This window comes from Nonomuraea composti (genome assembly GCF_012034275.1).
In the GTDB taxonomy this organism is placed as follows: Bacteria; Actinomycetota; Actinomycetes; order Streptosporangiales; family Streptosporangiaceae; genus Nonomuraea; species Nonomuraea composti.
In genome coordinates, this window is the sequence record NZ_JAATEP010000020.1 from 166,323 (window position 1) to 191,188 (window position 24,866).

The 24,866-nt window shown below is 70.2% G+C and carries 24 protein-coding genes; 9 read left to right on the plus strand and 15 right to left on the minus strand.

Annotated elements, in window-relative coordinates; all coding sequences use genetic code 11:
* Positions 1-138 precede the first annotated feature (138 nt).
* Complete coding sequence (locus HCN51_RS27430; protein WP_168012989.1) at positions 139-1,368, minus strand: NAD(P)/FAD-dependent oxidoreductase; 1,230 nt, start codon at positions 1,366-1,368, stop codon at positions 139-141.
* A gap of 50 nt (positions 1,369-1,418) precedes the next feature.
* Positions 1,419-2,270 (minus strand): SDR family NAD(P)-dependent oxidoreductase, encoded by an 852-nt coding sequence (locus HCN51_RS27435; protein ID WP_168012991.1) that lies wholly within the window; start codon positions 2,268-2,270, stop codon positions 1,419-1,421.
* A 605-nt stretch (positions 2,271-2,875) separates the two neighbouring features.
* On the opposite strand from HCN51_RS27435, the gene HCN51_RS27440 reads away from it, so the two are divergent.
* Positions 2,876-3,172 (plus strand): hypothetical protein, encoded by a 297-nt coding sequence (locus tag HCN51_RS27440; protein ID WP_168012993.1) that lies wholly within the window; start codon positions 2,876-2,878, stop codon positions 3,170-3,172.
* Positions 3,173-3,585: 413 nt separating this feature from the next.
* Here the strand turns inward: HCN51_RS27440 and HCN51_RS27445 are convergent, their stop codons facing one another.
* From HCN51_RS27445 to HCN51_RS27460, 4 genes are all read right to left on the minus strand, one after another.
* On the minus strand, positions 3,586-3,816 hold the full coding sequence (locus HCN51_RS27445) for a hypothetical protein (RefSeq protein ID WP_168012995.1): 231 nt from the start codon (positions 3,814-3,816) through the stop codon (positions 3,586-3,588).
* 45 nt (positions 3,817-3,861) lie between these two features.
* Positions 3,862-4,272 carry a sialidase/neuraminidase family protein gene (locus HCN51_RS27450; protein WP_168012997.1) on the minus strand — a complete coding sequence of 137 codons (411 nt, stop codon included), beginning with the start codon at positions 4,270-4,272 and terminating at the stop codon, positions 3,862-3,864.
* Entirely contained in the window at positions 4,269-4,688 is a 420-nt protein-coding gene (locus HCN51_RS27455; protein ID WP_168012999.1) for a hypothetical protein, read from the minus strand. Before HCN51_RS27455 ends, HCN51_RS27450 begins: the two co-directional genes overlap by 4 nt.
* 258 nt (positions 4,689-4,946) lie before the next feature.
* Positions 4,947-5,675, minus strand: a complete 729-nt coding sequence (locus HCN51_RS27460) for an SDR family NAD(P)-dependent oxidoreductase (RefSeq protein WP_206067939.1) — start codon at positions 5,673-5,675, stop codon at positions 4,947-4,949.
* A gap of 610 nt (positions 5,676-6,285) precedes the next feature.
* Here HCN51_RS27460 and HCN51_RS27465 point away from each other — a divergent pair.
* Both HCN51_RS27465 and HCN51_RS27470 read left to right on the plus strand, forming a co-directional pair.
* Entirely contained in the window at positions 6,286-7,440 is a 1,155-nt protein-coding gene (locus HCN51_RS27465; RefSeq protein ID WP_206067940.1) for an MFS transporter, read from the plus strand.
* 101 nt (positions 7,441-7,541) lie between these two features.
* On the plus strand, positions 7,542-8,537 hold the full coding sequence (locus HCN51_RS27470) for an MBL fold metallo-hydrolase (protein ID WP_206067941.1): 996 nt from the start codon (positions 7,542-7,544) through the stop codon (positions 8,535-8,537).
* Positions 8,538-8,665: 128 nt separating this feature from the next.
* On the opposite strand, the gene HCN51_RS27475 is transcribed toward HCN51_RS27470, so the two are convergent.
* A complete protein-coding gene (locus tag HCN51_RS27475) occupies positions 8,666-9,295 on the minus strand; it encodes a TetR/AcrR family transcriptional regulator (protein ID WP_168013005.1) in 630 nt (209 codons plus the stop codon).
* A gap of 132 nt (positions 9,296-9,427) precedes the next feature.
* Between HCN51_RS27475 and HCN51_RS27480 the strand changes: the two genes are divergently transcribed.
* Together HCN51_RS27480 and HCN51_RS62400 are read left to right on the plus strand one after the other, a co-directional pair.
* Positions 9,428-10,633, plus strand: coding sequence for a cytochrome P450 (locus HCN51_RS27480; protein ID WP_206067942.1), 1,206 nt, complete (start codon positions 9,428-9,430; stop codon positions 10,631-10,633).
* Positions 10,634-10,644: 11 nt separating this feature from the next.
* On the plus strand, positions 10,645-11,061 hold the full coding sequence (locus HCN51_RS62400; protein WP_346433818.1) for a ferredoxin: 417 nt from the start codon (positions 10,645-10,647) through the stop codon (positions 11,059-11,061).
* A 61-nt stretch (positions 11,062-11,122) separates the two neighbouring features.
* On the opposite strand, the gene HCN51_RS27490 is transcribed toward HCN51_RS62400, so the two are convergent.
* Both HCN51_RS27490 and HCN51_RS27495 read right to left on the minus strand, forming a co-directional pair.
* Positions 11,123-11,485 carry a hypothetical protein gene (locus HCN51_RS27490; protein ID WP_168013007.1) on the minus strand — a complete coding sequence of 121 codons (363 nt, stop codon included), beginning with the start codon at positions 11,483-11,485 and terminating at the stop codon, positions 11,123-11,125.
* A gap of 338 nt (positions 11,486-11,823) precedes the next feature.
* Positions 11,824-12,414, minus strand: a complete 591-nt coding sequence (locus tag HCN51_RS27495; RefSeq protein WP_168013009.1) for a hypothetical protein — start codon at positions 12,412-12,414, stop codon at positions 11,824-11,826.
* Positions 12,415-12,534: 120 nt separating this feature from the next.
* Here HCN51_RS27495 and HCN51_RS27500 point away from each other — a divergent pair, with 120 nt between their 5' ends.
* The gene (locus HCN51_RS27500; RefSeq protein WP_168013011.1) at positions 12,535-14,154 is read left to right on the plus strand and encodes a CocE/NonD family hydrolase; all 1,620 of its coding nucleotides are present in this window, start codon (positions 12,535-12,537) and stop codon (positions 14,152-14,154) included.
* 21 nt (positions 14,155-14,175) lie between these two features.
* On the opposite strand, the gene HCN51_RS27505 is transcribed toward HCN51_RS27500, so the two are convergent.
* Genes HCN51_RS27505 through HCN51_RS27515 form a run of 3 tightly spaced genes read right to left on the minus strand, consistent with a single transcriptional unit; the run spans position 14,176 to position 16,767 of the window.
* Complete coding sequence (locus tag HCN51_RS27505) at positions 14,176-14,784, minus strand: TetR/AcrR family transcriptional regulator (RefSeq protein ID WP_168013013.1); 609 nt, start codon at positions 14,782-14,784, stop codon at positions 14,176-14,178.
* 44 nt (positions 14,785-14,828) lie between these two features.
* On the minus strand, positions 14,829-15,611 hold the full coding sequence (locus tag HCN51_RS27510) for an NAD-dependent epimerase/dehydratase family protein (protein ID WP_168013015.1): 783 nt from the start codon (positions 15,609-15,611) through the stop codon (positions 14,829-14,831).
* Positions 15,612-15,621: 10 nt separating this feature from the next.
* Entirely contained in the window at positions 15,622-16,767 is a 1,146-nt protein-coding gene (locus tag HCN51_RS27515; RefSeq protein ID WP_168013017.1) for an FAD-dependent oxidoreductase, read from the minus strand.
* Positions 16,768-17,134: 367 nt separating this feature from the next.
* On the opposite strand from HCN51_RS27515, the gene HCN51_RS27520 reads away from it, so the two are divergent.
* Positions 17,135-17,320, plus strand: coding sequence for a hypothetical protein (locus tag HCN51_RS27520; RefSeq protein WP_168013019.1), 186 nt, complete (start codon positions 17,135-17,137; stop codon positions 17,318-17,320).
* A 502-nt stretch (positions 17,321-17,822) separates the two neighbouring features.
* Here HCN51_RS27520 and HCN51_RS59810 read toward each other — a convergent pair.
* Positions 17,823-19,280: an arabinofuranosidase catalytic domain-containing protein gene (locus tag HCN51_RS59810; RefSeq protein WP_168013021.1), complete on the minus strand. Its 1,458-nt coding sequence runs from the start codon at positions 19,278-19,280 to the stop codon at positions 17,823-17,825.
* Between the two features lie 697 nt (positions 19,281-19,977).
* Here HCN51_RS59810 and HCN51_RS27530 point away from each other — a divergent pair.
* Entirely contained in the window at positions 19,978-20,583 is a 606-nt protein-coding gene (locus HCN51_RS27530) for an RNA polymerase sigma factor (RefSeq protein ID WP_168013023.1), read from the plus strand.
* Positions 20,580-21,746 (plus strand): CU044_5270 family protein, encoded by a 1,167-nt coding sequence (locus tag HCN51_RS27535; protein ID WP_168013025.1) that lies wholly within the window; start codon positions 20,580-20,582, stop codon positions 21,744-21,746. Before HCN51_RS27530 ends, HCN51_RS27535 begins: the two co-directional genes overlap by 4 nt.
* Before the next feature lie 324 nt (positions 21,747-22,070).
* Here the strand turns inward: HCN51_RS27535 and HCN51_RS27540 are convergent, their stop codons facing one another.
* Positions 22,071-23,246 carry a serine hydrolase gene (locus HCN51_RS27540; protein ID WP_168013027.1) on the minus strand — a complete coding sequence of 392 codons (1,176 nt, stop codon included), beginning with the start codon at positions 23,244-23,246 and terminating at the stop codon, positions 22,071-22,073.
* A gap of 509 nt (positions 23,247-23,755) precedes the next feature.
* On the minus strand, positions 23,756-24,866 hold a 1,111-nt coding region (locus HCN51_RS27545; protein ID WP_168013029.1), incomplete at its 5' end, for a sensor histidine kinase.

Here is a 24,866-nt window from a genome sequence, read left to right on the forward strand (position 1 = left end):
GCACCCCCTTGCGGCGAGCACCTGCTCGAACCGCTCCGCCCCGCCTGCCACCGGCGGGCACGCAAGCGGGGGGAGGTGCCGGGCACGTCAGAAACCCCGTGTCTGACGGCCCCGGCACCTCCGAGGTCTGCGCGGCGGTTACGCCGATGTCCGCGCGGAGATGCGGTCCGGCGCGGCGGCCAGGCGGTGCCTGCGCTTGGGCAAGCCGTACGTGGGGTGCGAGGTGGCCCACAGCGCCGTCCGGTGAATGGCCGCCTGGACCCGCGAGGGCTGCCGGCCGCCCTGGTACTTCGGCTTCGGCTTCCCTTGGTCGTCGACTGTTTGCAGGATCGCGTTCCGCCGTCCCAGGCTGATGTGGTTGTAGGTGTGCACCAGCTTGGTGTGCGGGACGGCGCGCCCGGTCAGCCGTGCCATGATCGCCTCGATGGCCTGCCGGCCGGTGTAGCCGGCCGACGCGCAGGACATCGGCAGCGGCCGGCCGTTGTCGCCGATGGCGTGGACGCTGTCGCCGATGGCGTACACGTCCGGGTGCGAGACCGACCGCATGGTGCGGTCGACGACGATCTGCCCCTTCCCGGTGACCTCCAGCCCGCCGATGGCGGCGATGGGGCTGACCGCGAACCCGGCCGTCCACACCGTCGCGTCGGACGCCAGCACGGTTCCGCCGGCGCACAGCACCCGCGTCGCCTCGACGGCTTCGACGCCGGCGTGCTCCACGACGGTGACGCCCAGCCGGTCGCAGGCCCGGCGCAGGTAGCGGCGGGCGCCGGCCGAGAGCCGGGCGCCCAGCTCGCCGCGCGCGACCAGCGTCACCGACAGGCCGGGCCGGGCCTCGGCGATCTCGGTGGCGGTCTCGATGCCGGTCAGCCCGTCGCCGACGACCACCACGTTCCCGCCTCCGCCCCGCCTGTCCAGGCTGTCCAGGCGCTCGCGCAGGCGCAGTGCCGAGGGGCGGGCGGCGACGTCGAAGGCGTGCTCGGCCGCGCCGGGGACCCGCTCGACGTCGCCGCGGCTGCCGAGCGCGTAGACGAGCGTGTCGTAGCCGAGCTCCCCGCCACCACCGGCGACGCTGCCGGCGACGCTGTCTGTGTCTGTGTCGGCCAGGGTGACGATCCGGTGCTCGGGATCGATGGCGGTGACGCGGGCCAGGCGCAGCTCGATCCCCGTTCCCGCGAAGACGTCGGCGAGCGCCGGGGCCTGCAGGTCCCGGCCGGCGGTGAGCTGGTGCAGCCGCATGCGCTGGACGAAGTCCGGCACGGCGTTGACCACAGTGATCTTGACGTCTTTGCGGGACAGCCGGCGGGCCAGGTTCCCGGCCACGTAGGCCCCGGCATAGCCGGCGCCGAGGACGACGATGTGATGCCTCATGTGTCGCTCCTGTCGGTTGGGTTGCGCTGACGGAGTGGACGCGGCCCTCGTCATCGGTTTTCGCGATCGAGGGGGCCGTGCGCCTGCGCCGAGAGGTCCTGCCAGTCGGCCCAGGTCTTGAGCCGGTCGGCGTAGACCTGCTGCAGCATGGGGTAGAAGCCCTGCCCGAAGAGCACCCGCAGGGGCGGGTTGTCGGAGTCGACGAGCTTGAGCAGCGCCTGGGCCGCGGCGGCCGGATCGCCCGCGGGCTGCTTGCCCGCGTACGCGGCGATGCGCTGCCGGAGACCGTCGTAGACCGGGTTCGGCTCGGACAGGTGGCCGTTGGCGAGCGGGTCGGGGTTCTTGCCGTCCCGGGTGGCGAAGCCGCCGGGCTCGATCACGGTCACCTTGATGCCGAAGCCGGCGACCTCTTGGGCCAGGGACTCGTTCAGGGCTTCCAGCGCCCACTTCGAGGCGCTGTAGGCGCCGCTGAGCGGCATCGCCATGACTCCCGCCGCCGAGGACAGCTGGATGATGTGCCCCGAGCCCTGCTCGCGCAGGTAGGGCAGCGCGGCCTGGATCACCCACAGCGCGCCGAACAGGTTGGTCTCCAGCTGGTCGCGCAGGTCCTGCCCGGCCAGCTCCTCGACCGCGCCGACCTGGGCGTAGCCGGCGTTGTTGACGATGACGTCGAGCCGGCCGAAGTGCTCCTTGGCCCGGGTGACGCTCGCGCGGACGGCGTCCGGGTCGGTCACGTCCAGCTTCAGCGGAAGGACCAGGTCGCCGTAGGCGGTGACCAGGTCGTCGAGGCTTTCGGCGGTCCGGGCGGTCGCGGCCACCTGGTCGCCGCGCGACAGGGCGGCCTCGACGAACTCACGGCCCAGGCCGCGAGACGAACCGGTGACGAACCAGACCTTGCTCATGATGTCTTTCCGTTCTTTAGTTCCGGGTGGCGGTCGCGCGGTGGTCCCGCTCGATGGGGCGCGCGCATCCTGACGACCATGCGGCGTCGGCGCCCCGCCCTTTGTGACAGCGCGGTGCTGTGCCCTACGCCACACAGGACGGGATGTCACAGCGCGGCGAGGGCCGGCGTCTCGTGTACGGAGCAGGAGCCGCCGGGGACCGACAGGAGCCAGATGTTCGCGAGCGGGGGATGCGACGACGGGCGCAGCCCGGCCGATGGCCTGCGGCGGCCGCCTCGGCGGCCTCACCACGTACGAGGCCGAACGCTACTGCGGCAACCTGGCCTTCTTCGAATCGTTCGCCTCTTTGGACCGCAGCCGGGTGGACCTGCAGCGGCGGCTTCGCGAGTCCCACGTGCTGGTGCTCGGCACCGGCGGTCTGAACTCCACCGTCCTCCAGCATGTGGCCGGTCTGGGCGCCCGCGGTCGAGGTGGAGACGATCGACGCCGCCTTCGAGCTGCTCGGATACCTGACGCGCCTTGAACCGCCGGCACACGCCGGTCGGCCACTCGTCCTCGGGCTTCCCCCCCTCATCGCGGATCCCTTTCCTGCCATCTGGAGAGACATGACCGGCCTGACGGCAGCACAACTGCAAGAGCGGGCGGCCTCGCTGACCGTCGGCAACGACGGCGAAGCCTGGATACTCGGCCGCCCCGACCTGGGCATCTTCGTCGCCGTGCCGGAACCGGGCGCGCTCTTCGTGACCACGTGGCAGCAGACCGGCTCCGCCGCCGACGCCACGTCACGCGCGAGCCAGGCGACGGGGGAGCCGGTGAACGGCGAGGAATTCATCGACGGCCTCGCCGCCGCCGACCGCTTCCTCGCCCTGCTCGTCCTGCTGCAGGTCACCCGCCTCATCTGACAGTGACCGCGATCAGCGCCCGGGGTCGCGGCGTCGCCCGCTGGTTCGCCCTGCTGTACGTCGTCGGCCTGCTCATCATGACGTGGGTCTTCCTCTCTTGAGGTGTGGATCGTGCGCTACCTCGATCTCAAGGTGCGCGGGGTGCGCCAAGGCACGAGGGCAGGCCATCCGCCACATCGAAGGTTCTGCCCATAAGACGGTTGCCCGGAGTCTCCGTGGCCCTTCATCTCCGCCCGGCACAGGATGCGTTCCTGTCTGTAGAGATGGATCCCGTCAAGCCGCAGGTCAGAGCTACGGTGATCGGGCATGACGCGATACGACCGGCTGACACGAGGAGGCGGGGCCGGTGGGACCGGCCCCGCCGTTCTATCGACTCCGAGTGATCAGCGTCGCCGTCATCAGCGTGGTCGTGGTCAGCGGGAGAAGATCACGGTGTGCAGGTCGACCGGGTTGGCGGCGTCGCCGGTGGAGACGCCGTACACGGCCGTGAAGGCGTTGCCGCCCGCGACGAGGCCGGTGTAGTCGCCGAGCAGCCGTCCCACGCTGGTCAAGGGGACCTTCCGGGCGTCGAACGGGCCCTCGAGGTGCTGCTCACGCCACGAGCCGGGCTTCGTGCAGTCCTTGGCGCAGGTCACGGCCCACACGTCGGTGGGCAGGGTGGCCGGGTCGGAGGTGTTGTTGCGGAAGTCTTAGTAGGTGACCGCGACGGCGCCGGTCTCGGACGCGGCGACGACCGGCACGGCGGCGGAGCCGGTGGGCGTCTTGTCCAGGCGGATCGGGGCGGACCAGGTCTGTCCGCCGTCGGCCGAGCGCGAGTAGGCGACGTGGAAGGTGCCGTTGGCCTCCTGGCTGGGCCAGACGGCGTTGACGTTCTGGGTGCCCGGCTGGGCGGCGAGCAGCGGCAGGGAGGCGTTGCGGATCGGGTCGCCGGAGTCGTCCGGGTCGGGGATGCGGACGCCGACCGCGAACGGGGCAGGCACGTCCAGCGTCGGCGCCGACCAGGTCTTGCCGCCGTCGGTGGAGCGGATGACCTGGGTGGAGGCGTCGGTGTCGGTCTTGTGGTGCATGCCGATCAGCAGCGTCCCGTCCGGGAGCGTCACGAGCTGGGTGCCGATGACGCCGCTGTTGGCCGGTATGTCGACGACGCCGGGGTGGTACGGGCGGCGGTCACCGTCGGCCGGTCGTTGAAGACGTTCGGGTCGTCATTGCGCTGCAGGGTGACCGGCTCCTGCCAGGTCTGGCCGTAGTCGTCGGACACGGCGGTCATCGCGCCGTTGCTGCCGTAGCGGTTCCATCGGTCCTGCTGGTAGATCGTGACGAGGTGCTGCGGCCGGTTCGGGTCGCGGGCCAGCGAGGGCAGGACTTCGATGTTCGGGTTCAGGGTGTAGCCGTCGGCCGGCGGGGCTCCGCAGCCTGCGGGCAGCGGGCTGGTGCCCGAGACTGTCTCGACGATGATGGGCCGGTCGATGTCGGTGCTGTCCGCCGCGGCAGGGGAGGCGGCGGCGCTGGCGAGCACGATGGCTGTGGCGAGTAAGACGACATTACAGGAGCGTGATCATCATCAAGCGGAAGAATGAAAAGGGACTGCTTTGAGCTGAGGTCATTGGTGAGCGGAGAGTTCACTCGCCCCGCACCTAAGCAGCCGTTGCGTAGTCAGCCGGTGGCGTTCCTCCCGCAAGGGCCGTCCGTCACCGGCTTCGCGCGGCTGGCTCTGCGGCTGGGCCCCCTACGCTGGCGGATGCCCCTTGCTTATCCGTCTCATCGTGGTGAACCTTCACCAGCCGATGGGGCCGAGGCGATCGATGAAGATACCGCTCGGCCCGTCCGGGGTGAGCGTCGCGAGCTCGATGATCGGATCACTGCCCTCGGTGACCGTCAGGTCGCCCGTGTGCATGTTCATGTCGGTGGCGGTGAACCTGCCGGTGGCCACCTCGCCGGGGGCCACGGCGTTGAACTTGATGCCGGGAAGCGCCTGGGCGTATCGGACGGTGATCATGTTCAGTGCCGCCTTGGACGAGGTGTAGGCGAGTTCGTACATCGTCGAGACGGCTTGGCCGGGGTCGGTCACGAACGCGATGGAACCCCCGGCGCCGGTGACCATGACCACCCGCGGGTTGTCGGCCGCCTGCAACAGCGGCAGGAACGCGTGCGTGACCCGGACCGGCCCGTACACGTTGGTGTCGTAGACGGCGTGGACGTCCTCGGCCGTCGCCTCCGCCGGGTTGACACCGCCGCCCGCCGCGCCGGCGTTGTTGATCAGCACGTCCATCCGGTCGGTGTGCTCGCGGACCAGCCGCACGGCTCCGGCCACCGACTCCTGCGAGGTCACGTCCAAGGGAACCATGATGACCTGTGCGCCGTCGGCGGCCAGCTTCTGCGCGGCGGCCCTTCCCCGGCCCTCGTCGCGGGAGCCGAGGAAGACCCTCCAGCCCAGCTTCCCGAGCCTGCGTGCCGTCTCGTAGCCCAGGCCTTTGTTCGCCCCGGTGATCAATACGGAGGTCATGTCCACTCCTGACGTCGTTGTCCTGACGACCATGTGGCGGTGCCGGCCCGATTTCTGTGACACCGCCGAGGTGTGATGTGGGCCACCGGCGGCGGGTCTCAAGGTGCTGAAAGGCGGGTGTTGGGAGGTAAGGGCGAGACCTGCGAACCGAAGCGACAGGTCCTCATCTTCCCGCCCCGCTGACGCACCCCCTGTCAGACTGTGCAAACTGCATGTTCGCCTGGTGACAGGGGCACTATCGGCAGTCTTCGGCCTCCTGTCACGATCTGCATGAGCCGTGATCCGACGAACGCTGTCCGAAGCGAGTCTGCGGCCGTACCCGTCTGGTGAGCGAGGGGATCGGATGGCACAGGCATACGGCGTCTCACTGCGACCTGGTGGGACGGGACGGCCAGGCGCCGAAGTCCGCGTGTGAACGACGGGGCAGGCCCCGCTGGGAGCATGCGTTCCCACGCGCCATCGCCACCCCCGTCAGCCGCCGCTCGACGACTCGCTCGCCCAGGGCTCAGTGAGGGTGAGCAGCACTCGCTGCTCACCGGCGGCAGGCGGTATCGAAGACCCCGAAACGATGTGAACGGAGCTGGAGTTCGACATGCAGCCCTTCCCCACCTTGAGCCGAACACGTGGCAATCTGGCCCTGTTCTCGTTGTTTCTCGCCACGTTCGTCCTTGGCAGTACCGAGCTGATGATCGTCGGAGTGCTGGACCTGATGGCCGCCGACACCGGCGTGACGGTCAGCACGGCAGGCATCCTGGTCACCGCCTACGCCTTGGGGCTGGCCATCGGCGGACCCGCGCTGACCGCAGCCACCATCCGCTTGCACCGGCGTACCTTGCTGTGGGCCTGCATGCTGGCCTTCCTCCTGGCCACCCTGACCATGGTCGTCACGACCAGCTTCGAGTTCCTGCTCGTGGCCCGGGCCGTGGCCGGATCCCTGCATGGCGCGTTCGTCGGGGCCGCCTTCGCCGCCGCCGGTTCGCTCGTGCCCGCGGACCGCATGGGGCGAGCCATCGCGATCGTCATGGGCGGCATCGCCGTCTCCACCGCCATGGGCGTCCCCATCGGCACGTTGATCGGCCGCAACCTCGGCTGGCGCGGTGGGTTCATCGTCATCGTCGCCGTGGGTGCGCTCGTCCTTGTGGGCCTGCTCGTCCTGCTCCCGGCGGTCGCCGGCGGCGGTGCGGCGGTGGGGCTGCGTGCCCAGGTCCGCTCCGCGTTCGCCCCCCGCGTGCTGGTCATGCTGGCGGTCGGTGTGCTGCTGCTGGGTGGGCAGTTCACCGTCCTCACCTACATCACCCCGTTCCTGCTGCAGGTGACCGGCATCTCCGACGCGGCCGTGAGCGGCTTCCTGCTGGCCTACGGTGTGGCCACGGCGATCGGCACGTTCGCCGGCGGCTGGGCGGCCGACCGGGACGCTCCCCGCACGCTGCTCGTGGCCAACGTGGTGCTGGCGCTGTCGCTGGGCCTGCTCCACCTGACCGGGACCATTCCAATCCTGGCCGCTGTGGCACTGCTGGCGTGGGGACTGGTCGGGTTCGGGCTGGTGCCGTCTCTGCAGTACCAGGTGGCCACCCTGGCCGGTCCGGCACGTGATCTGGCCGCCAGCCTGCCCGCCTCGGCGGTCAACGCCGGCATCGCCGCGGGGGCGCTGCTCGGCGGCTGGGCCCTGACCAGCGGCCTGTCGGCGGTCGTCGTCGCAGGCATGCTGATGTGCCTGGCATGCCTGCCGCTGACGTGGCTGACGGCACGGTGGACCGCCCGCTGACAGCCGGTGGACCAGCAACCGGACGAGCTCACTCCGCCCGAAACGCCGAGACACCCCGCCGGCCATGTGGTCCGGATCGCGATCTTGAAAGGATCGAGAGAGTGAAGAAGCAGGCCATCGCCGTATTTGCTGCCATTCTCGCCGGCACGCCCCTTACCGCAGCGCGTCCGGCAACAGCCACCGAACCGGCCCTCGCACCCTCGAAGGCGCACGCCGAGGCGGAGCTCCGCGTCGGACGCTTCGCCTCGCGCAATCCCGGGTCGGTGAACACCTACTGGATCCAGGCGCCGGAGGGGTTGATCCTGATCGACACCCTGCGCACGCTCACCGACGCCCGGCAGGCGCTTGCGCGCATCCGGGACGCCGGCCAACCGGTGGTGGCCGTTCTGCTGACGCATGCCCATCCCGATCACGTCGGGGGAGCGGGCATCTTTCATCGAGCGTTCCCGCAGGCGCCGATCTATGCGTCCGAGGCGAGTGCCCGAGCCATGCGGGAGGACAGACGGGGACTCTACGAGCTCACGCGGTCCCTGCCCGGATCGGACTTTCCCCAGAAGCTCACCTATCCGGACAAGGTCTTCCGGGCGGGAGCGACGCTGACGATCGCCGGGATGACGGTGCGGACAGCGGAGTTCCCCGGCGCCGAGTCGGATGCGGCCACCGTGTACTACGAGCCGCGAAGCCGTTCCCTGTTCCCCGGTGACCTGCTCGGCAACCGGGTGACGCCCGCTCTCGTAGAAGGTCACAGTTGCGGCTGGCTCATCCAGCTCGGGCGGCTGCGCACGTCGTACCGTGCCGCGGAGGTGGCCTATCCCGGCCATGGCGCTCCCGCGCTGGCCCTCGACCTGATCGCCCGGCAGCAGGCCTACATCAAGCACTTCCGGCACCTGGTCAAGCCCGTCGTACGCACGAACTCCCCGGCAGGCCGGCGCGTGACCCGCACCGAGCGCCGGGCCGTCATCGCCGCCATGGAGCGGGCCTATCCCGGCCATCCCCGTGTCGCTTCGCTTCCGACGCTGATGGAGGAGAACGTGAAGGCGGTAGCCGCAGAGATGGCCTCGGCCAGGCCGGCCGATCTTCCCCGAATCTGCCGCTGACCTTCGACCGTGAGCAGAGAGGCTGAGCCTCGTGCCGCGACTGGCCCGCCGCATACCGTGACCATGCCCTTCGGAGGGGGTCGAGTCCGGCGCGTTCGCAGGGGTCGAGCAGGACGACGCCTACGACATCATCGGCTTCCTCTCTGCTCGCTCGACGGACGATCACCGTTTCGGACCCCGGTGGAAGGGGACGCGTAGCCCAGCAGCGGAAGGAAGACCTCGTCGGCGACCGCGGCCAGGTCGGCGTCGGATGGCCGGCTCCCGAAGACCACGAAGTCGTCTCGCAGCAGGCTGATCGGCAGGGTGATCACCCGTCGCGGCCAGGGGCCGGGCGGGATCTGGCCGCGCTCGGCCGCGCGCTCCAGCACCGCGGACATGGCGTCCGACAGGGCGGAGTTGGCGATGAGGTCCCGCAGTCGCTGTGTCAGCCGCGGGTCGTGAACGGTGTCCGCGATCAGGCCGGAGACCGTGTCGCGGCGGGTGTCGCCGAGGTTCGTCTGCGCCTGACGCAAGAGGTGCAGCACGTCGTCGCGCAGATCGCCGGTGTCGGGGACCGGCACGTGGGCGAACCGGCTCCGCAGCGTGTCCAGCACCAGCTCGGGCAGGCTGCTCCAGCGGCGGTACAACACGGCCTTGCTGGTGCCGGCGCGGTTGGCGATGCCTCTCATGGTGGACTTCGCGTAACCCAGCTCGGCCAGTTCCTCGCGAGCCGCGTCCAGAATGGCGTCCTCGAGCTCGGCTCCCCGGCGGCGCGACATGGTCTCACCTGCGGACGGGGCCGTCCTCGGCGTGTTCGGCATCACAGCTCCCAAGAAACCTTGCGTTCCCTGATCGCCGAGCTTAGCCTGAGCATAAGAAACCCAGGGTTTCTTATTTCGAGAGGTGACATCATGACGAACACCGCCACTCAGGCTCCGCCGGCCTTCCCGATGCCCCGCTCCTGCCCGTTCGGTCCGCCGCCGCAGTACGCGGAACTCGGGCAGGAGGCGCCGATCTCGCGGGTGACCCTGCAAGACGGCAAGCAGGCGTGGCTGATCACCGGGCACGCCCTCGCGCGAAGATTCCTGTCCAGTGACAAGATCAGCTCGAACCGCGCGAACCCCGGTTTCCCGCAGCTGATCCCCGGGGTCGCCTCGGTGCCGCTGAAGGGCACGATCGTCGCCATGGACCCGCCGGAACACTCCCGGCACCGGCGCATGATCACCAACGAGTTCACCGTCAAGCGAGTCAAGCAGATGCGACCGGAGATCCAGCGGATCACCGACCGAGCCATCGACGAGATGCTGGCCGGACCGCGGCCGGCCGACCTGGTGGAAGCCTTGTCGCTGCCGGTGCCGTCACTGGTGATCTGCGAGCTCCTGGGAGTGCCCTACGCCGATCGCGGTCAGTTCCAGGGCAGAACGAAGATCATTCTCAGTCGCAACGCGACCAGCGAACAGCGACGTGACACCGCATTGTGGTTGCGCCAGTACATCAACGGCCTGGTCGTCGCCAAGGAGACCGAGCCCGGCGAGGATCTGCTGAGCCGGCTGATCGGCAAGTACCGCGACATCGACGCCTACGACCGCGAGACCCTGACCGGGATCGGGCTCCTGCTCCTGGTCGGCGGTCACGAGACCACCGCCAACATGATCTCCCTGAGCGTGGCCTCGCTTCTGGACGATCCGGAACTGCCGGCCGGATTGCGCGAGCGGCCCGAGCAGACCCCGCAGCTGGTCGAAGAGCTGCTGCGCTTCCACTCCATCGTCGACAACGCCACTTCCCGGGTGGTCGTCGAGGATTTCGAACTGGACGGCGTCACCTTCCGCGCCGGCGACGGCGTCATCGTGGCGGCCGCGGCCGCCAACCACGACCCGGACGTGTTCACGCGGCCGGACCAGATCGACACCGATCGCGGTGCACGGCACCACCTGGCCTTCGGTTTCGGCATCCACCAGTGCCTCGGACAGAACCTGGCCCGGCTGGAGCTGGAGGTCGTGCTCAACACGCTGTTCGCGCGGATCCCGAACCTGGCACTGGCGGACCCGCTGGAGCGCCTGCCGTTCAAGAACGACGCACTCGTCTACGGCATCCACCGGCTGCCGGTGACCTGGTAAGAGACGCCTCCATGAAGATCACATTGGATGAGGGGAAAGGCTGCGGTTCAGGTCAGTGCGTGCTCACCGCTCTTGATCTCTTCGACCAGCGGGAGGAGGACGGGATCGCGGTTCTGCTGCATCCCTACGCTGATCCGGAGCAACACCAACGCGACTTCATCGGCCGGATCGCGCTGTTGCGCGGCGCATCCATTCGTCCAAACAGTTCCCGCCGGGCCGATGGAACCGGAACGGCTGCGGCTGCGCAGTGGCGAACAGCGGACAAGCTGGACCTGGACCTGCGGTCGGGCGCCACTGCAACCAGCCCGGATCCGCGCCGGCGGGAGTCCGCGTGGGCCGAAGGCGGGCGGCACTGCGACGGCAAAGGCGACCGGAATCGCGCAGGGTGGTCATCGATGACGGGTTCGTCGGTGCCGAGGCCGCCGTGATCGCTCGCGACATCGGCACACGCCGGTCGGCCGCTCGTCCTCGGCTTCCCCCTGCTTGTTCCTATACGTCGACGTCAAGGTTGCCGAGGAGCTGCCGCAGCGATTTCGCGTTCTCCGCGAAGCGACGGGCCTCGTTCGGGTCCAGCTTGACGCCGTCCCACCGGCCGCCGGCACAGGTCGCGAGCTGAGTGGGGTCGGCGACGAAGTCGGCTGGTACGTCGCCGCCGCCGTCCATGCACGTAAGGATGCTGGCTTCCAGAAGCTTGTGGCAGGTGTAGCCGGATTTGGTCGGGCGGCAGTCTCCCCATACGTCGGCGTGGGCAGACCCGGCGGCGAGAACGGCAGAGGCGACGATGCTGGTGACGACGGTGGCGAGGGCGATGCTGCTCGTGCGGAGGCTGGGAGACATGATGTTCCTTTCCACTGGAAGTGCTCCTGCATGGTCTTGCCCTTCCCGAAATGTAACTTAACGTTACTTTAACATTACTGACAGTATCCAACGGCGAGAACCTGATCAGGGCAACGGCAGTCGAAACATGCGGACAGGCCCGCTGTGGGAGCGCTTCGACGGGGCGGGCCGGCTCACGCCGTCTCTGCCGGCCGACGTGCCCGCCGCGGAATCGAGCTTCATGGCCGCGCTGGCCGAGGCGCCGGCCACCCCCGGACGGGAGCCAGTCGATCACCGGTGCAGGCCAGCGGGCCCAGCCAACGGTGTCGCCTCGCCGTAGGTCCGCCTCGCCCGTCAGCGACAGCATCAGGACCTCAGCCGCCCTGCACGTCGCGTCGCTGAAAGGCCGTCATCCCCGCAAGGAGCAGCGCGGCCGTGACGGCCCCGAGCCAGAGCAGCGGTCCGAGGTCCAGCGGCTGGCCCAGGGCTCGTGGCACATGCGCGAAGGGTGACAGGTCACGCACCCAGTCGGCCAGCTGGAGCAGCTCGCCCAGCTGGCCGAGCAGGGCGAAGGCCAGCAGCGCCGCCCACGCGAGCGCGGTCAGCCGGGGCAACAGCCCGAACAGCAGCATCGCGATCCCCGCCAGCGTCCACGTGGCGGGCACCTGGACCAGGGCCGCGCCGAGCATGCGGCCCCCTTGCCCGACCGGGCCGCCGATCCGCAGGCCGTGCGCGATCCCGGCGGCCAGCCCGCCCGAAGCGAGGACCACCGCGCTGCCCCCGAGCGCCATGACCAGATGGCTCAGGATCCAGCGCCGGCGAGCCACGGCCGTGGCCAGGACGGGCTCGGCTCTGAGGGCCGCTTCCTCGCCCTGCAAGCGCAACGTGGCCTGAACGGCGTAAGCTCCCGCGACCAGGCCGAGCAGGCCCAGCTCGGCGGCCAGCGCCGGCATCGAGATCTTCACCCGCGGCGTGTTCGCCGACGAACGCGCCCTGGAGGCATGGGACGCCGTGCGCGACGACCGCGGGCCCCAGCGCGGCTCGCGATGAGTCCCGCGCAACCGTCAGGAAAGGAAGCGTGTGTCATGAGCATCGCCGCCAGGCTGCTGGCCAACAGGGCGAAGCTGGCCCCGGCCGAGACCGCGAACGTGACCGTGGACAAGGACCTGCCGGTCCCGATGCCGGACGGCGTGGTGCTGCTGGCCGACCACTACGCTCCCCAAGGGCTCGGCGACCGGCCGACCGTGCTGATCCGCTCGGTCTACACCGACAGGACCAAGGGTGCCATGGTCAGCCGCCTGGTCGCCGAACGCGGCTTCCACGTCGTGGTGGTCAGCGGCCGGGGGACCTGCGGATCCGGCGGGACGCTCACCCCGTTCGTCTCCGAGCGCGACGACGGCCTGGCCGTCCTGGAGTGGCTGCGCCGGCAGCCATGGTTCACCGGCGAGCTGGGCATGGTGGGGCAGAGTTACAACGGCTACACCCAGTGGGCGATCGCCGCCGGTGCCGGGCCCGAGCTGCGCGCCATGAGCACCTCGCTGATCGGCTCCAACGCCTACGACCTGATCTACCCGGGCGGCGCACTGGCCCTGGAGCTCTTCCTCGGCTGGATCAGCATGGTCGCCCACCAGGAGAAGCCGTTGCCCGTCTACCTGTCCGCCGTAGCGTTAGGCGGTAGGAGGCGGGCGCGGGCCGCTCGCGCCCTGCCGCTCACCGAGGCCGACACCATCGCCGTCGGCGCGGTGGCCCCGCACTGGCGGGACTGGCTCACCCACCCCGACGCCGACGACCCGTGGTGGTCGCCCGGCGACCACAGCCAGGCGGTGGCGAAGGTGACCGCTCCCAACCACCTGGTCAGCGGCTGGGACGACATCGCGTTGCCCGGCCTGGTCCGTGACTACCAGGCACTGCGCGAAGCGGGGCGCGAGCCGTATCTCACCATCGGGCCGTGGCGGCACTGGGACGCCGAGCTGTCGATGACGGCCCTGCGCGAAAGCCTCACCTGGCTGCGCGCCCACCTGCTCAACGACCGCAACGGGCTGCGCACGGCACCGGTGCGCATCTACGTCAGAGGCGCCGAGGAGTGGCGCGACCTGCCGGCCTACCCGCCCGCCGCGGTGCGACCGCAGCGCTTCTACCTGCACGGGAACGGCGGCCTGGGCGGCGACCTGCCCGCCGGCTCCGCGCCCGGCCGCTACCGTTACGACCCCGCCGACCCGACCCCGGCGGTGGCCGGCATGTCCCGCATGATCGGCATCTCGCGCAAGACCGGCGAGAGCGTGCTGGCCGGGCGTGACGACGTCCTGACCTACACCGGCGAGCCGTTGCCGGCCGACCTGGAGGTCATCGGCGTCCCCGCCGCTGAGCTGCACGTGACCTCCAGCCTGGCACACACCGACTTCTACGTGCGCGTCAGCGACGTGGCGCCCTCGGGCGCGATCACGCATGTCTGTGACGCGCTGCGCCGCTTGGCCGCCGACCGGCCGGTCGACGGGATGGCCGAGATCGAGCTGGCGCCCGTCGCCCACCGGTTCAAGCGCGGCCACCGCATCCGGGTGCAGGTCGCCAGCGGGGCGTACCCGCGCTGGGACCGCAACCTCGGCACCGGCGAACCGCCCGCTACCGCCACCGCGATGCGCGCGGCCGACCAGCAGATCCACCACGACCCAGTCCGTCCGTCGGCCGTCGTGCTGCCGGTCACCTGACCGCACAGCACCGCGCTGCTCCTACCGCTGCGGCCGGGTCAGGCCGTCGGCGACGATGTCGATGAGCCGGTCGAGGATCTTCTCATACAGGTCGGGGCTGGCCAGCCGGTCGCGGTGCAGCGGCATCATCAGGACGGCCTGCAGCACGCCGACGATCACCTCCGGGTCGTCGCCGGCGAGGTCGTCGCGGTGCTCGGCCAGGTAGGCCGCCAGGGCGCTGACCGGGTTGCCGGGTGCGGAGGTGACCCGCTCGGGATCCAGCTTCCTGACCACCGCCTCCATCTCCTCAGGATGGGTCATCAGCCTGCCGTAGAGTGGGTTGCCGTCCAGCTCGGCCAGCGTGGCGTGCAGGAAGGCGCGCAGCCCGGCGCGCGTGTCGGGCTGCGTGCGCAGCGCCCCGTCGATCACGCGGCTCTTGACCTCGGCCATCTGGGCGAGCATCAGCTCCAGATACAGCGCCTCCTTGGAGTCGAAGAAGACGTAGAAGGTGCTCTTGGCGATCCCGGTCCCGGCGACCAGGTCCTCCAGCGAGGTCTTGCGCAGGCCCTGGGTGGTGAACAGGCGCAGGCCGTTGTCCAGGAGCAGCCGCGTGATGCGCGCCTTTTCCGCGGCCGAGAAGGCGGGAGGCATGGAGGTGCACCTTCCGATGGTCGAAACATACCGACCAAATGTTTTCACATGAGGGACCGGGCCAGCTCCAGGACGTGCCGCTCCTGGACCGGGTCGAACCACTGGGCCGGGGACGGAGTGTCGGGGCGAGGGGCGGGATCGCCCTCGCGCCGCAGCCAGGCCCAGGTGTCGGCCAGCGTCTCGCGCAGGGGCCGCAGCGTGAGCCCGGCCGCCAGAGCGGCGGAGACGTCGGCGTCGTGCAGGCCCGTCGGATGGGGATCGCCGGGGTAGCGCAGCCCGAACTCCATGCCGAGCGGGAAGTTCTCCCGCTCCAGCCGCCGCAGCCACCAGGGCATGCGCCCGACGTCCTCGTACGGGCCGAGGATCATGCCGGCCCTGGCCAGCAGGGCCCGCTCGCCGAACGCCTCGGCCACGGCCAGCTCGCCGCCCCGCTTGGCCGCGGCGTAGTCGCCGCCGTCCTGGCCGCCGGGATCGCCCGCCACCAGCGGCGCGCTCTCATCGGCTCCGGCCGGCCAGGGCCAGGCGTACACGGCGCGGCTGGAGACGTAACCGTAGTGCCCGGCCCGGCCGGCCAGCAGCCGGGCGCTGTCGGCGACCACGCGCGGCGCCCACGCCCACGTGTCGATCACCGCGTCCCACGAACGCCCGCCCAGCGCCCGCCGCACCGCGTCGGGGTCGGTGCGGTCGGCGACCAGCGCCTCCACCCCGGGCGCGGGCGGGCGCGACAGGCCGCGGTTGAGCGTGGTGACGGCATCGCCGCGCCGCAGCGCCACCTCCACCACGGCCCGCCCGACATGGTGGGTGCCGCCCAGGACCAGCACACGCATCGCCATCCCCTCAGCCCGCCAGCTGGAACTTGCGCTCGACCAGCCGGCGCACCGGCCCCCACGACGACAGCCGCAGCGGAAGCTGGGTCAGCTCCAGCACCAGCGGGTTGCGCGGGGCGTAGACGCCCTTCACCCGGCGGCCGAGCTGCTGCTTCCTCTCCGCCTCCGGCCGCAGCTCGGCCTCCCACTCCGCCAGCGCGGCCAGGACGTCGCCGCCGTGCCGCTCCAGCGCCGCGCCCAGCAGGTCGGCACCCCCGACGGCCAGCGAGGAGCCGTAGCCGGCGAACAGCGTCACGCACCACGCCGCGTCCCCGAGCAGCACGACCCTGCCCTTGCTCCACCGGTCGACCACCATCTGGCTGATGCTGTCGAAGTAGACCGACTCGGCCGTCTTCAGCCCCTCCAACGCTTGGGGGACCAGCCAGCCCATGTCGCCGTACAGCTCACCCAGCTCCTCCAGCGACGCCCGCGCCCGGGCGCCGTCGGTGCGGTAGCCGAAGAACGCGGCCGTGCGGCCGTCGCCGACGCTCATCATCGCGAACGTGCGCCCGCCCGAGCTGATCGAGCCGGTCGTGCCCGAGGGCAGGCCCTCCGGCCGCTCCTTCAACATGTACACCGCCACCCGGTGCCCCAGGTCGAGCCGGTAGTCCTCCTCCGGGCCGAACACCAGCGCCCGCGTCGCCGAGTGCAGCCCGTCGGCGCCGATCAGCAGGTCGGCGCTCTCGGTGCCGCCGTCGCTGAGCGTGACGCGCACCGCGTCCGCGTCCTGCTCGACGGCGGTGATCGTGGTGCCGAACCGGATCGTCGTGTGCTCGGCGACGGCCTCGTACAGCACCGCCTCGATGTCGCCGCGCAGGATGGTGAACGACTTCCTGCCCATGGTGGCCGCGATCGTCTCGCCGCTGAGCGCGAAGCGCCGCTCCCCGCCGGGCTTGCGGTAGACCAGCTCGCGCGTCACGAACGCGCGCCGCTTCAGCTCCGCCAGCACGCCCATCCGCTCGGCCCCGTCGTGGCCGATGCCGCCGAACGTCACCCCGTAGCCGCCGCCGCGCCGCGCCGGGGCCCGCTCGACCAGCAGCGTCTCCCAGCCCGCCTGGTGCAGCCGCAGCGCCGCGGCCAGCCCGGCGATCCCCGCCCCGATGATGATGGCCCGCATGTCCGAGCCTCCCTTCCGAAGAATTTCTACGTCTATAAAAACATCTTGTTCTTTTGTTTTCAAGCGTCGGAGATGTGAACCCTTGCACGGGCGGGGGCGCGACCGGCGTCACGGGACCTAGACCTCGCCGCCGCGTGTGGCGTCCGGTTCTCGATCACGCGCGCGGAAAGCTGCGCCTGCCGAAGATCGGCGAGGTCGCGGTGCTCACGGCCACGGGTGGCCCGTCGCCCGCGCCCGCCGAGGCCGTCACGTCGGCCGAGAAGCTCGCCGAGCGGCTGAGCGGGCACCTGGATGGTGACAGCACGGTGAACGCATCACGCCGCTGTGCTTCGGCGGTTCGTCCTGTCGCACCAGTAGAGTCGATCACATGCGCGTATTCCGTGGAGCCGCAGCCGTCTTGGTCCTGTACCTGATCGGCTTCTTCGCTGCCCCGGGAGCGGATCCGATGGCGGGCATCGTCATCTCGCTTGTGCTGATCGCGCTGGTGTTCGCCATCCCTCCTGTGCGTCGTGTCGCCATCGGCCACAAGAATGGCAGCCCATCGAGCCGTTGATGCCCTGGCCTGCCTGCGGCACAGCGGGAGCCGCGGGCTTGCCCGAGCAGCAGGGCCGGACGGGAACAACCGAATCCGACTTCGAGGATCTGACGGCTCGTACCCCGCATCAGAGATCGCGCGTTGTTGCTGGCCGGTGCCCCGGGACAAGCTACCGGCATACGAACAACCGCCGCCTGGCACCCCGTTGCGAAAGCTGGTGAGTGTGCCATTCGCCCTCTTCCCGACACGGCTCTGTGCCGTGACGAGGCTTCGATCCTCACGGTGTCCGAACGCGGACGAGCAACCACCGAGCAGCCATGGGTAGACGATGTGCGATCTGTTGTCACGATGCTTCTCATCGCTTGGGAAGCGAGGTGACGGTGGCCATGAGAGGCCTCTCATGGCCACCGTCACATCAGGGCCGCTACGAAATCTGGACCGGTTCGGCCATCCAGTGTCCGGACCTTCGCCCCAGGCGTTTCACCCGATCGCCCTCGTGCGCAGGACCAGGTGGTCAGGATCAGCTGCGCAGGGACCACCGCTGGTTGGCCTGGCCGTTGCAGGACCACAGGATGAGTTTGGTGCCGTTGGCGGTGCCGGCCGCGGTGGCGTCGAGGCAGAGCCCTGACTGCACGCCGGTGATGGTGCCGTTGGTGGTGACGTTCCACTGCTGGTTGGCCTGGCCGTTGCAGTCCCAGATGATCACCTGGGTGCCGTTGGCGGTGCCCTGCCCGTAGGCGTCCAGGCACTTGTTGCCGTACACCTGCAACTGCTTGCCGGAGGTGTAGGTGAACCGCTGGTTGGTGCCGCTCCCGCAGTCCCAGATCTGCACCTGGGTGCCGTTGGTGGTGCTGAAGTTCGGCACGTCGACGCACCGGCCGGACTGGCCGCCCACGATCTGGACGCCCTGCTGCGGGTTGCCGCCGCCCGCGGGCGCGTAGCCGGCGGCGGTGATGTTGGCCTGTACGGCGTCCTCGGTGGCGGCGCTCGGATAGCCGGAGGTCAACACGCCCTCGAAGAAGGTGCCGCGGCCGGAGACGCTGTTGTCACCGCCGATGCCGAGCAGGATGGCGCCTTCCTTCTTCATCGGGTTGTAGCCGTTGGGGCGTCGTCCGTCGAAGTAGTTCGTCAGGCCGCCCGACTGCGCGTCCCCACCCCGGATCGCCCAGTGGTTCGGCTCGCCCTTGACCATGGCCGTGACGAAACGGTGGTTGATCGGCGCGAGTTTGTTGTAGCCCGCGTTCACCCCGGAGAACAGTCCCCACTCCAGGTCGGCCATGATCCAGGGGCCGGCTCCGTCGCCGTAGCCCCACTGCTTGTTGGCGCCGAAGTAGACGGTCTCCATGATGGCGGGGGAGTCGGCTTGGCCGTCCGTCTGCGCGTTGCCGTAGTCGAAGCAGCACCACTGGTTGTAGTGCGTGCCGTCCACGACGGCGTAGATGCCCTCGGGCTGGTCGCCGGTCGCGACGCCGTTGGTGTTGTTGTTGCGGTAGCCGGTGCCGGGCTCCACGCGGACACCGTACGCCTTTTGGCCGCCGATGGTGATTGGGGCCGCGGTGGCGTCGGCGAGGTTGTCGTATCCGCCGGGGGCAGGGCCCTTCCAGTAGCCGGGCGGCGCCTGGGTGAGGCGGTTGTTGCGGCCGGACTGGTCGTAGATGATCGTGATCACACAGGTCGTGCCGGCGCAGAAGGAGTCCTGCGTGGCGGCGTTGACGACACCGCCCGCGCTCAGAACGCCGATGTCGCGGGTGGTGTTGTCGGACGAGCGCCTGACTTGGTAGAGCGGGCCGTTGTAGGCCGCGTACAGGGCGCGCGTGGTGCTGTGCGCCGCGACACACGGCGTACCGCCCGCGGCGTAGATGTCGCACGGCTGCGGCGTCGCGGCTTGGGCCGTACCACCGCCGGTCAGGCAGACGGTGGCGAGCAATGCGCTCGCCCCGGCCGCGAGCGACCTTCTCAGGTACCCGGAAAGCATCATGCCTTCTTCTCCCAATCAGGAATCATGACCGGACGGCACCGATGCGGCAGGCCCTGCCAGTAATGTTAGCGCTAACATCTGTAGCGTGCCGAATCGATTCGACGGTCAACGGTAGTGCGAGTCAACGCAGTGCGGGTTCCGGCGTCAAGCACGTGGATCACCTCTCCCGGACGCCCGGAGTGTCGTCGGCGCCCCCGCCTGGGCTCTTGCCGCGATGCGTTCGCACCGTTCCGGTGAGACGTCGTGAAACTTTCACCCCCCGCGGCCCCGACGCTGGGCGGCCGCCTCGCGGCTCATCACCTCGCCGGCGACGCCCGGGACCAGGGGCCGCCGCCTATCTGCTCCTGGCCGAGAAGCCGGGCACCACGGTGGTCGACGACGTTCGGCGGATGTTCGGGCTCGACGGGCCGGCTCTCCAGGAGGAGGCGGGGCAGGGCGTCGAGCAGATCGTGATCGATCCCGCGGCCGGGGGGAGGCAAGGGCCGGCTCCTGACGGTGTTCACCATCGGGCCGAGATCGTGCGGAAGGCGGGCTGGAGCGGATGCGCGGCCGGTGAGCCCTCACCGCCGTCGCCGCACCTGCCGCAAGCATCCGCTGAGGCGTCCCGGAATTCGAGGGGAAGGCGGTGTCGGCCTTCGGACAACAAGGGGTGACCGCTGTACCGCCGACGACAAGGTTGTGTATGAAGGAGCCAGACATGGCAGCTCCCCAGAGCGTCGTACCGCCGTGGCCGGACGACGCCACGGTGATCAAGCGGTCCTGGGACGAGCCCGACTGTTTCGGCGCCGTCTTCGACGCCCACTACACCGAGATCCACCGGTACGCCTCCCAGCGGCTCGGCCCGCACGCGGCCGACGACATCTGCGCCGAGACCTTCGCCCTGGCCTTCCGCCAACGTCATCGCTACGACCTGAGCCGCAGCAGCGCCCGGCCGTGGCTCTACGGCATCGCGACCAACGTCATCAGCCGCCACCGGCGTGATGAGGTCCGTCTCCTGCGCGCCGTGCACCGGCTCGGCCCGAGATCGGAGTCCGCCGGGGGCCATGAGGACGCGGTGACCGCGAAAGTGAGCTCAGAAAGGCTCAGAGAGGTGCTGGCCAAGGCCATCGCCGCTCTGCCCGCCGAGCAACGGGACGTGCTGCTGCTGGTGGCGCTGTCGGGGCTCAGCTACGAAGAGGCGGCGCAGGCCCTGGATGTGCCCTTCGGCACGGTCTCCTCGCGGCTGAACCGGGCTCGCAAGAAACTACGCAAGGCACTGGGCGGGACCAATCCCCTGCTCGACGAGGAGGACATCCATCGATGAACGACCTGGATCTCGTACGCGGATTGTATGACGATGACCCGCCCCCGCCCACCCGTCAGGCGATGGCCCAGGCCCGGGCGCAGATGCTGAGCCAGACCCGGACCGTACGCCCCCGTCCTCGCCGCGCGTGGCGTCTGCCGCTCGGTCTGGTGGCCGCCGCGATGGTCGCGTCCGTGGTCGCGGGCGCGGCGCTCATCGCCGCCGACCCCGCAGCCCCGCACAGGCCCGGAGAAGCGAACAAGGGCGCGGACCCTGCTCCTCAGACCCTCACCCCACGCGCCATGATGCTGGCCGCCGCCTCCCGGGCCGAACGGCAGCCGCAGGCTCGCTACTGGTTCACACACCAGCGGACCAGCCTGCCGCTGCTCGCCCTCGGCCGTACGGGCGGGTACGTCGTGGAAGAACGCGTGGACACCTTCGAATGGACAGGGCGCACCCGCGGCGACGGCCAGGCGTTCTACGGCCGCGACCTCGCCGGCGAACCGCAGACCGACGCCGACGTCAAAGCCTGGCGCGAAGCGGGCTCGCCTCGAAGCTGGCAGGTGCGCTCGTCGGGAGTGACGCGCACGATCAGCACCAAGTCCGGCAAATGGGACGCGGATCAGAACAAGTCTCCAGGCGGCGCCTTCAACCTTCCAGGCGTCGGCTCGTTCACCTACGCGGAGCTTCAGAATCTCCCCACCGAACCAGAGAAGCTGCGCAAACTGCTGTGCGAGGGCAGAGTCAGGCTCACGCCGGAAGTGGCCGGGCAACTGCGCCGCGGCGGCGTCACCGCGGCGCGCAAGCGCTGCGACGGCGCAGCCGGCGTACTCGACAAGGTCTTCTTCGCTCTCAGCAGCACCCCGGTCCCTCCCAAAGTGCGAGCGGGCCTCATGCGTCTGCTCACCGACTATCCCGGTGTACGCCAGCTCGGCGCCGTTACCGACCCCCTCGGCCGCCCTGGCGTCGCCCTCGCGGCCTCGTTCGAGAGCCGCGACGGCCGGGGGACGCTCCAACGCGACCTGATCTTCGACCGGCGGACCGGCCAGGTCCTCGGCAGCAGGGAGGTCCTCCAGGAACGCGGGCCTGACAGCCAGTCCTGGCAAGTCCCCGGCAGAGTTCTGCAGTACTGGTTGATCGTGGACTCGGGCTGGACCGACACCAAGCCCAAGCTGCCCGGCTAGAGACGGTCGATTCCACCGGCACGTGCCATCAGGGTGTGGTGATTGCCGTGCCCCTGTCATACGGCGTAGCCGGCGGCGTCCAGGAGGGGCGCCGTCCAGTCTTGTGTGATGACGGGGACGTCGCTGACCTGGCGGCCGTGGAGGGCGGCGGGCCGGCGCACGACGGCGGGCACCCGGATGCCGCCGCCGGCGTGCCGGAGCGCTCCCGCCTCCCCGGCCTTGATGCGGGCGGTGAGGGCTGGGATGCTCCCGGGGAATAAGGAATTTGTCAGGGCGTGGCGAAGTCGCTGTTTCCTCGCCGTTATCCCTGTTTCAGTACTGCTGTTACTTCTGCGGGCAGAAGACCGCTTCGGCGGCCTTCACCAGAAGCGGATCCAGCGATGGGTCGATGTTGGAGACGGCCAGGGTGGCCGACAGGGCGAACTGCGTCCGGCCGTCGGGCGAGGTGAAGGTGACCGCGTTGAAGCCGGGGGCGCTGCCCTTGAGCGGCATGATCGCCGGCTCGCCGCCGCACGGCAGCGCGGGCTGCTGCCGGCCGCCCCCGCCCTCGGACGGTTGCCCGGAGGGTTGTCCCGACGGCTGCGGCGCGCTTCTCGGCGGTCCCATGAGCACCTTCTTCAGCTCTTCGGGCAGCAGCCGGTTCTGGGCGAAGGCCCGCTGGAAGGCGCTGATGTCGTGCGCGGTGGAGATGACGCCGCCGGCCGCGTAGCCGTAGCTCATGTTGAGCCGGTCCACATCGCGCGGCTTGCCCGTGCTGTCGGGGAAGTAGCCGTGGCCGTGCGGGCCCTTGATACCGCCGGGGAACGTGGTGGGCAGATAGGAGTCGTCCATGCCGACGGGATCGAAGACGCGCCGCTCGAACTCGGCGGCCAGGGTGTGCCCGGTGTACCTCTCGATGATCAGGCCCAGCAGCATGTAGTTGGTGTTGGAGTAGGAGTACCTCTCTCCCGGCTCCTGGGTGCGGGGCAGGGTGCGCGACTTCTTCACCAGCTCGATCGGCGGATGGTAGGTGGTGAAGTCGAAGGTGTCGACCAGTTCGTCGTCGAAGAAGTTGGGGATGCCGGAGGTGTGCTGGACGAGCTGCTGCAGGGTGATCTCGCTCGCGCGTTCCACCAGGTCCTTCTCGGCGACCTCCGGGAGCAGGTCGCTGAGCTTGTCGTCGAGGGCGAGCTTGCCCTCCTTGACCAGTTGCAGCACCACGACGCCGGTCATCTGCTTGGTCTGGGAGCCGACCCGGAAGCGTGCGCCGGTCGGGATCCTGCCGCCCTTGCCGTTCAGCAGGCGGGTGCCGGCCGAGCCCTTGCCGACGCGCTCGCCGTCGACGTAGACCTCGCCAATGGCGCCCACCACCTGCGGAGACTCGGCCAGGGCCGCCAGCGCCCGCTGCACGTCGCCCAGCCGGGGCCGGCTCGCGGCGGGTTTCGCCGCGGCGGGCACGGTGCTCAGCGTCAGCAGGGCGCAGGCCAGCCCGGCGAGGCCGGCCGCTGTTGCACGATTCACGAAGACGTTCCTTCCGTCGGAGTATCGCGGCCCAGCGGTGGCGCCGGTCGCGACGTTCGACTCATGCCTAGACCAGGCGAGGTTTCCTCACGGTTTCCGCCCTCGATCGGCGCGGCGGCGGAAACCGGGAGGAAACAAGCGCTGCCGTAGCGATGACTGCCATGACGTTTTTCGCGGAAGATCGACATCGCGGTGACCCGCCGGACCGCCACCCACCCCGAAGCGGCGGCTCGGCGCCACCGTGATCCTGCCCGGCGGGCCCGGCAACGGCGGATACCTCGATCCCGTCCTGCGGATCAGGCTCAGGAACGAGGAGATCGCCAAGCTCAACGAGCGCTACGACGTCATCGGCTTCGACCCCCGAGGAGCGGGCGCCAGCACCAACGTCGCCTGCCCGCCCGCGCAAGGCCCCCGGCCGGAGCCCGGACCGCTCACCCAGGAGACGGCCCCGCACGTTCTACGAGGTCCAGGTGGCCGCCACGTCGTGCCGGAGGCGGCCGGATCCGCTGTCAGAGCGGGACCTGCCAGCGCAGCCGGGTACCGCCCCCCTGCGGGGCGTCCAGCTCGGCGGTGCCGCCCAGGCGGCCGGCGCGGTCCTCGACGTTGCGCAGCCCGCTGCGGCGCCCGCCTTCCCCGATCCCTACGCCGTTGTCGGAGATCGTGAGGGTGAGTCGCCGGTCCGCGACCTCGACCGAGACCTCGGCCCGGGTGGCGTGGGAGTGGCGTACCACGTTGGACAGGGCTTCGCGCAGGACGGCCAGCAGGTGCTCGGCGGCCTGCTCGCCGACCAGGGTGTCGATCTGGCCCTCCATGCGCAGGCCGGGCATGAAGCCCAGGTGCCCGCCCGCGCCCTCCACCAGGTCGACAATCTGCGCGCGCAGGCCCGGGGCACTGTCCTCGCGGGTGCCCTGGAGCGCGAAGATGGACGAGCGGATCTGCCGGATCGTCTCGTCCAGCTCGTCGATCGCATGTTGCAGCCGTTTGGCGGCTTCCGGCCGCTCCACCAGCCGCACGGTGCTCATCAGGGTCATGGCGGTGGCGAACAGGCGTTGGATGACCACGTCGTGCAGGTCCTTGGCGATGCGGTCGCGGTCTTCGAGCAGGCCGAGCCGTTCGGCGTCGCGGCGGGCCTCGGCCAGCTCCAGCGCGATCGCGGCCTGCCCGGCGAACGCTTGGAGCATCTGCTGGTCGGCGCGGCTGAAAGGCAGCCGGCCGCTGCGTTTGGTGAGCGTGAGCACTCCGCGCACATGCGGTGCCGCGCCCACCGGGACCAGGAGCGCGGGTCCGTAGCCCAGCCGCCGCAGCGGCGAGTCGAGGTCGGTGACGCTCTGCAGGTCCGTCTCCGACAGCGGCTCGCCCTGGGTGAACGCGTCTCCCGCCAGGGTGGCGGCGATGTCGAAGGTGGCCCCCAGCAGCTCGCCGGCTCCTTCGCCGTCGGCCACCGCCACGGTCAGCGACTCGCCGGACGTCTCGGGCAGCAGCACCTGGGCCAGGTCGGCGTCGCACATGTGGCGGGCGCGGGCCGCCATCGTGGCGAGCACTTCGTGCGGGTCGGCGCCGGACAGCAGGCTGGTGGTGAGCTCGGCGGAGGCCTGCAGCCAGGTCTCGCGCCGCCGCGAT

Bases quoted from the DNA above. Each gene is read 5' to 3' on its own strand.
- HCN51_RS27475 (WP_168013005.1), bottom strand. From the start codon at position 9,295: ATGTCGCGCCGCCGGGGAGCCGAGCTCGAGGACGCCATTCTGGACGCG.
- HCN51_RS27430 (WP_168012989.1), bottom strand. From the start codon at position 1,368: ATGAGGCATCACATCGTCGTCCTCGGCGCCGGCTATGCCGGGGCCTAC.
- HCN51_RS27515 (WP_168013017.1), bottom strand. From the start codon at position 16,767: ATGCGGGCCATCATCATCGGGGCGGGGATCGCCGGGCTGGCCGCGGCG.
- HCN51_RS27440 (WP_168012993.1), top strand. From the start codon at position 2,876: ATGACCGGCCTGACGGCAGCACAACTGCAAGAGCGGGCGGCCTCGCTG.
- HCN51_RS27530 (WP_168013023.1), top strand. From the start codon at position 19,978: ATGGCAGCTCCCCAGAGCGTCGTACCGCCGTGGCCGGACGACGCCACG.
- HCN51_RS27520 (WP_168013019.1), top strand. From the start codon at position 17,135: ATGCGCGTATTCCGTGGAGCCGCAGCCGTCTTGGTCCTGTACCTGATC.
- HCN51_RS27500 (WP_168013011.1), top strand. From the start codon at position 12,535: ATGAGCATCGCCGCCAGGCTGCTGGCCAACAGGGCGAAGCTGGCCCCG.
- HCN51_RS59810 (WP_168013021.1), bottom strand. From the start codon at position 19,280: ATGATGCTTTCCGGGTACCTGAGAAGGTCGCTCGCGGCCGGGGCGAGC.
- HCN51_RS27535 (WP_168013025.1), top strand. From the start codon at position 20,580: ATGAACGACCTGGATCTCGTACGCGGATTGTATGACGATGACCCGCCC.
- HCN51_RS62400 (WP_346433818.1), top strand. From the start codon at position 10,645: ATGAAGATCACATTGGATGAGGGGAAAGGCTGCGGTTCAGGTCAGTGC.
- HCN51_RS27505 (WP_168013013.1), bottom strand. From the start codon at position 14,784: ATGCCTCCCGCCTTCTCGGCCGCGGAAAAGGCGCGCATCACGCGGCTG.
- HCN51_RS27435 (WP_168012991.1), bottom strand. From the start codon at position 2,270: ATGAGCAAGGTCTGGTTCGTCACCGGTTCGTCTCGCGGCCTGGGCCGT.
- HCN51_RS27510 (WP_168013015.1), bottom strand. From the start codon at position 15,611: ATGCGTGTGCTGGTCCTGGGCGGCACCCACCATGTCGGGCGGGCCGTG.
- HCN51_RS27460 (WP_206067939.1), bottom strand. From the start codon at position 5,675: ATGACCTCCGTATTGATCACCGGGGCGAACAAAGGCCTGGGCTACGAG.
- HCN51_RS27480 (WP_206067942.1), top strand. From the start codon at position 9,428: ATGACGAACACCGCCACTCAGGCTCCGCCGGCCTTCCCGATGCCCCGC.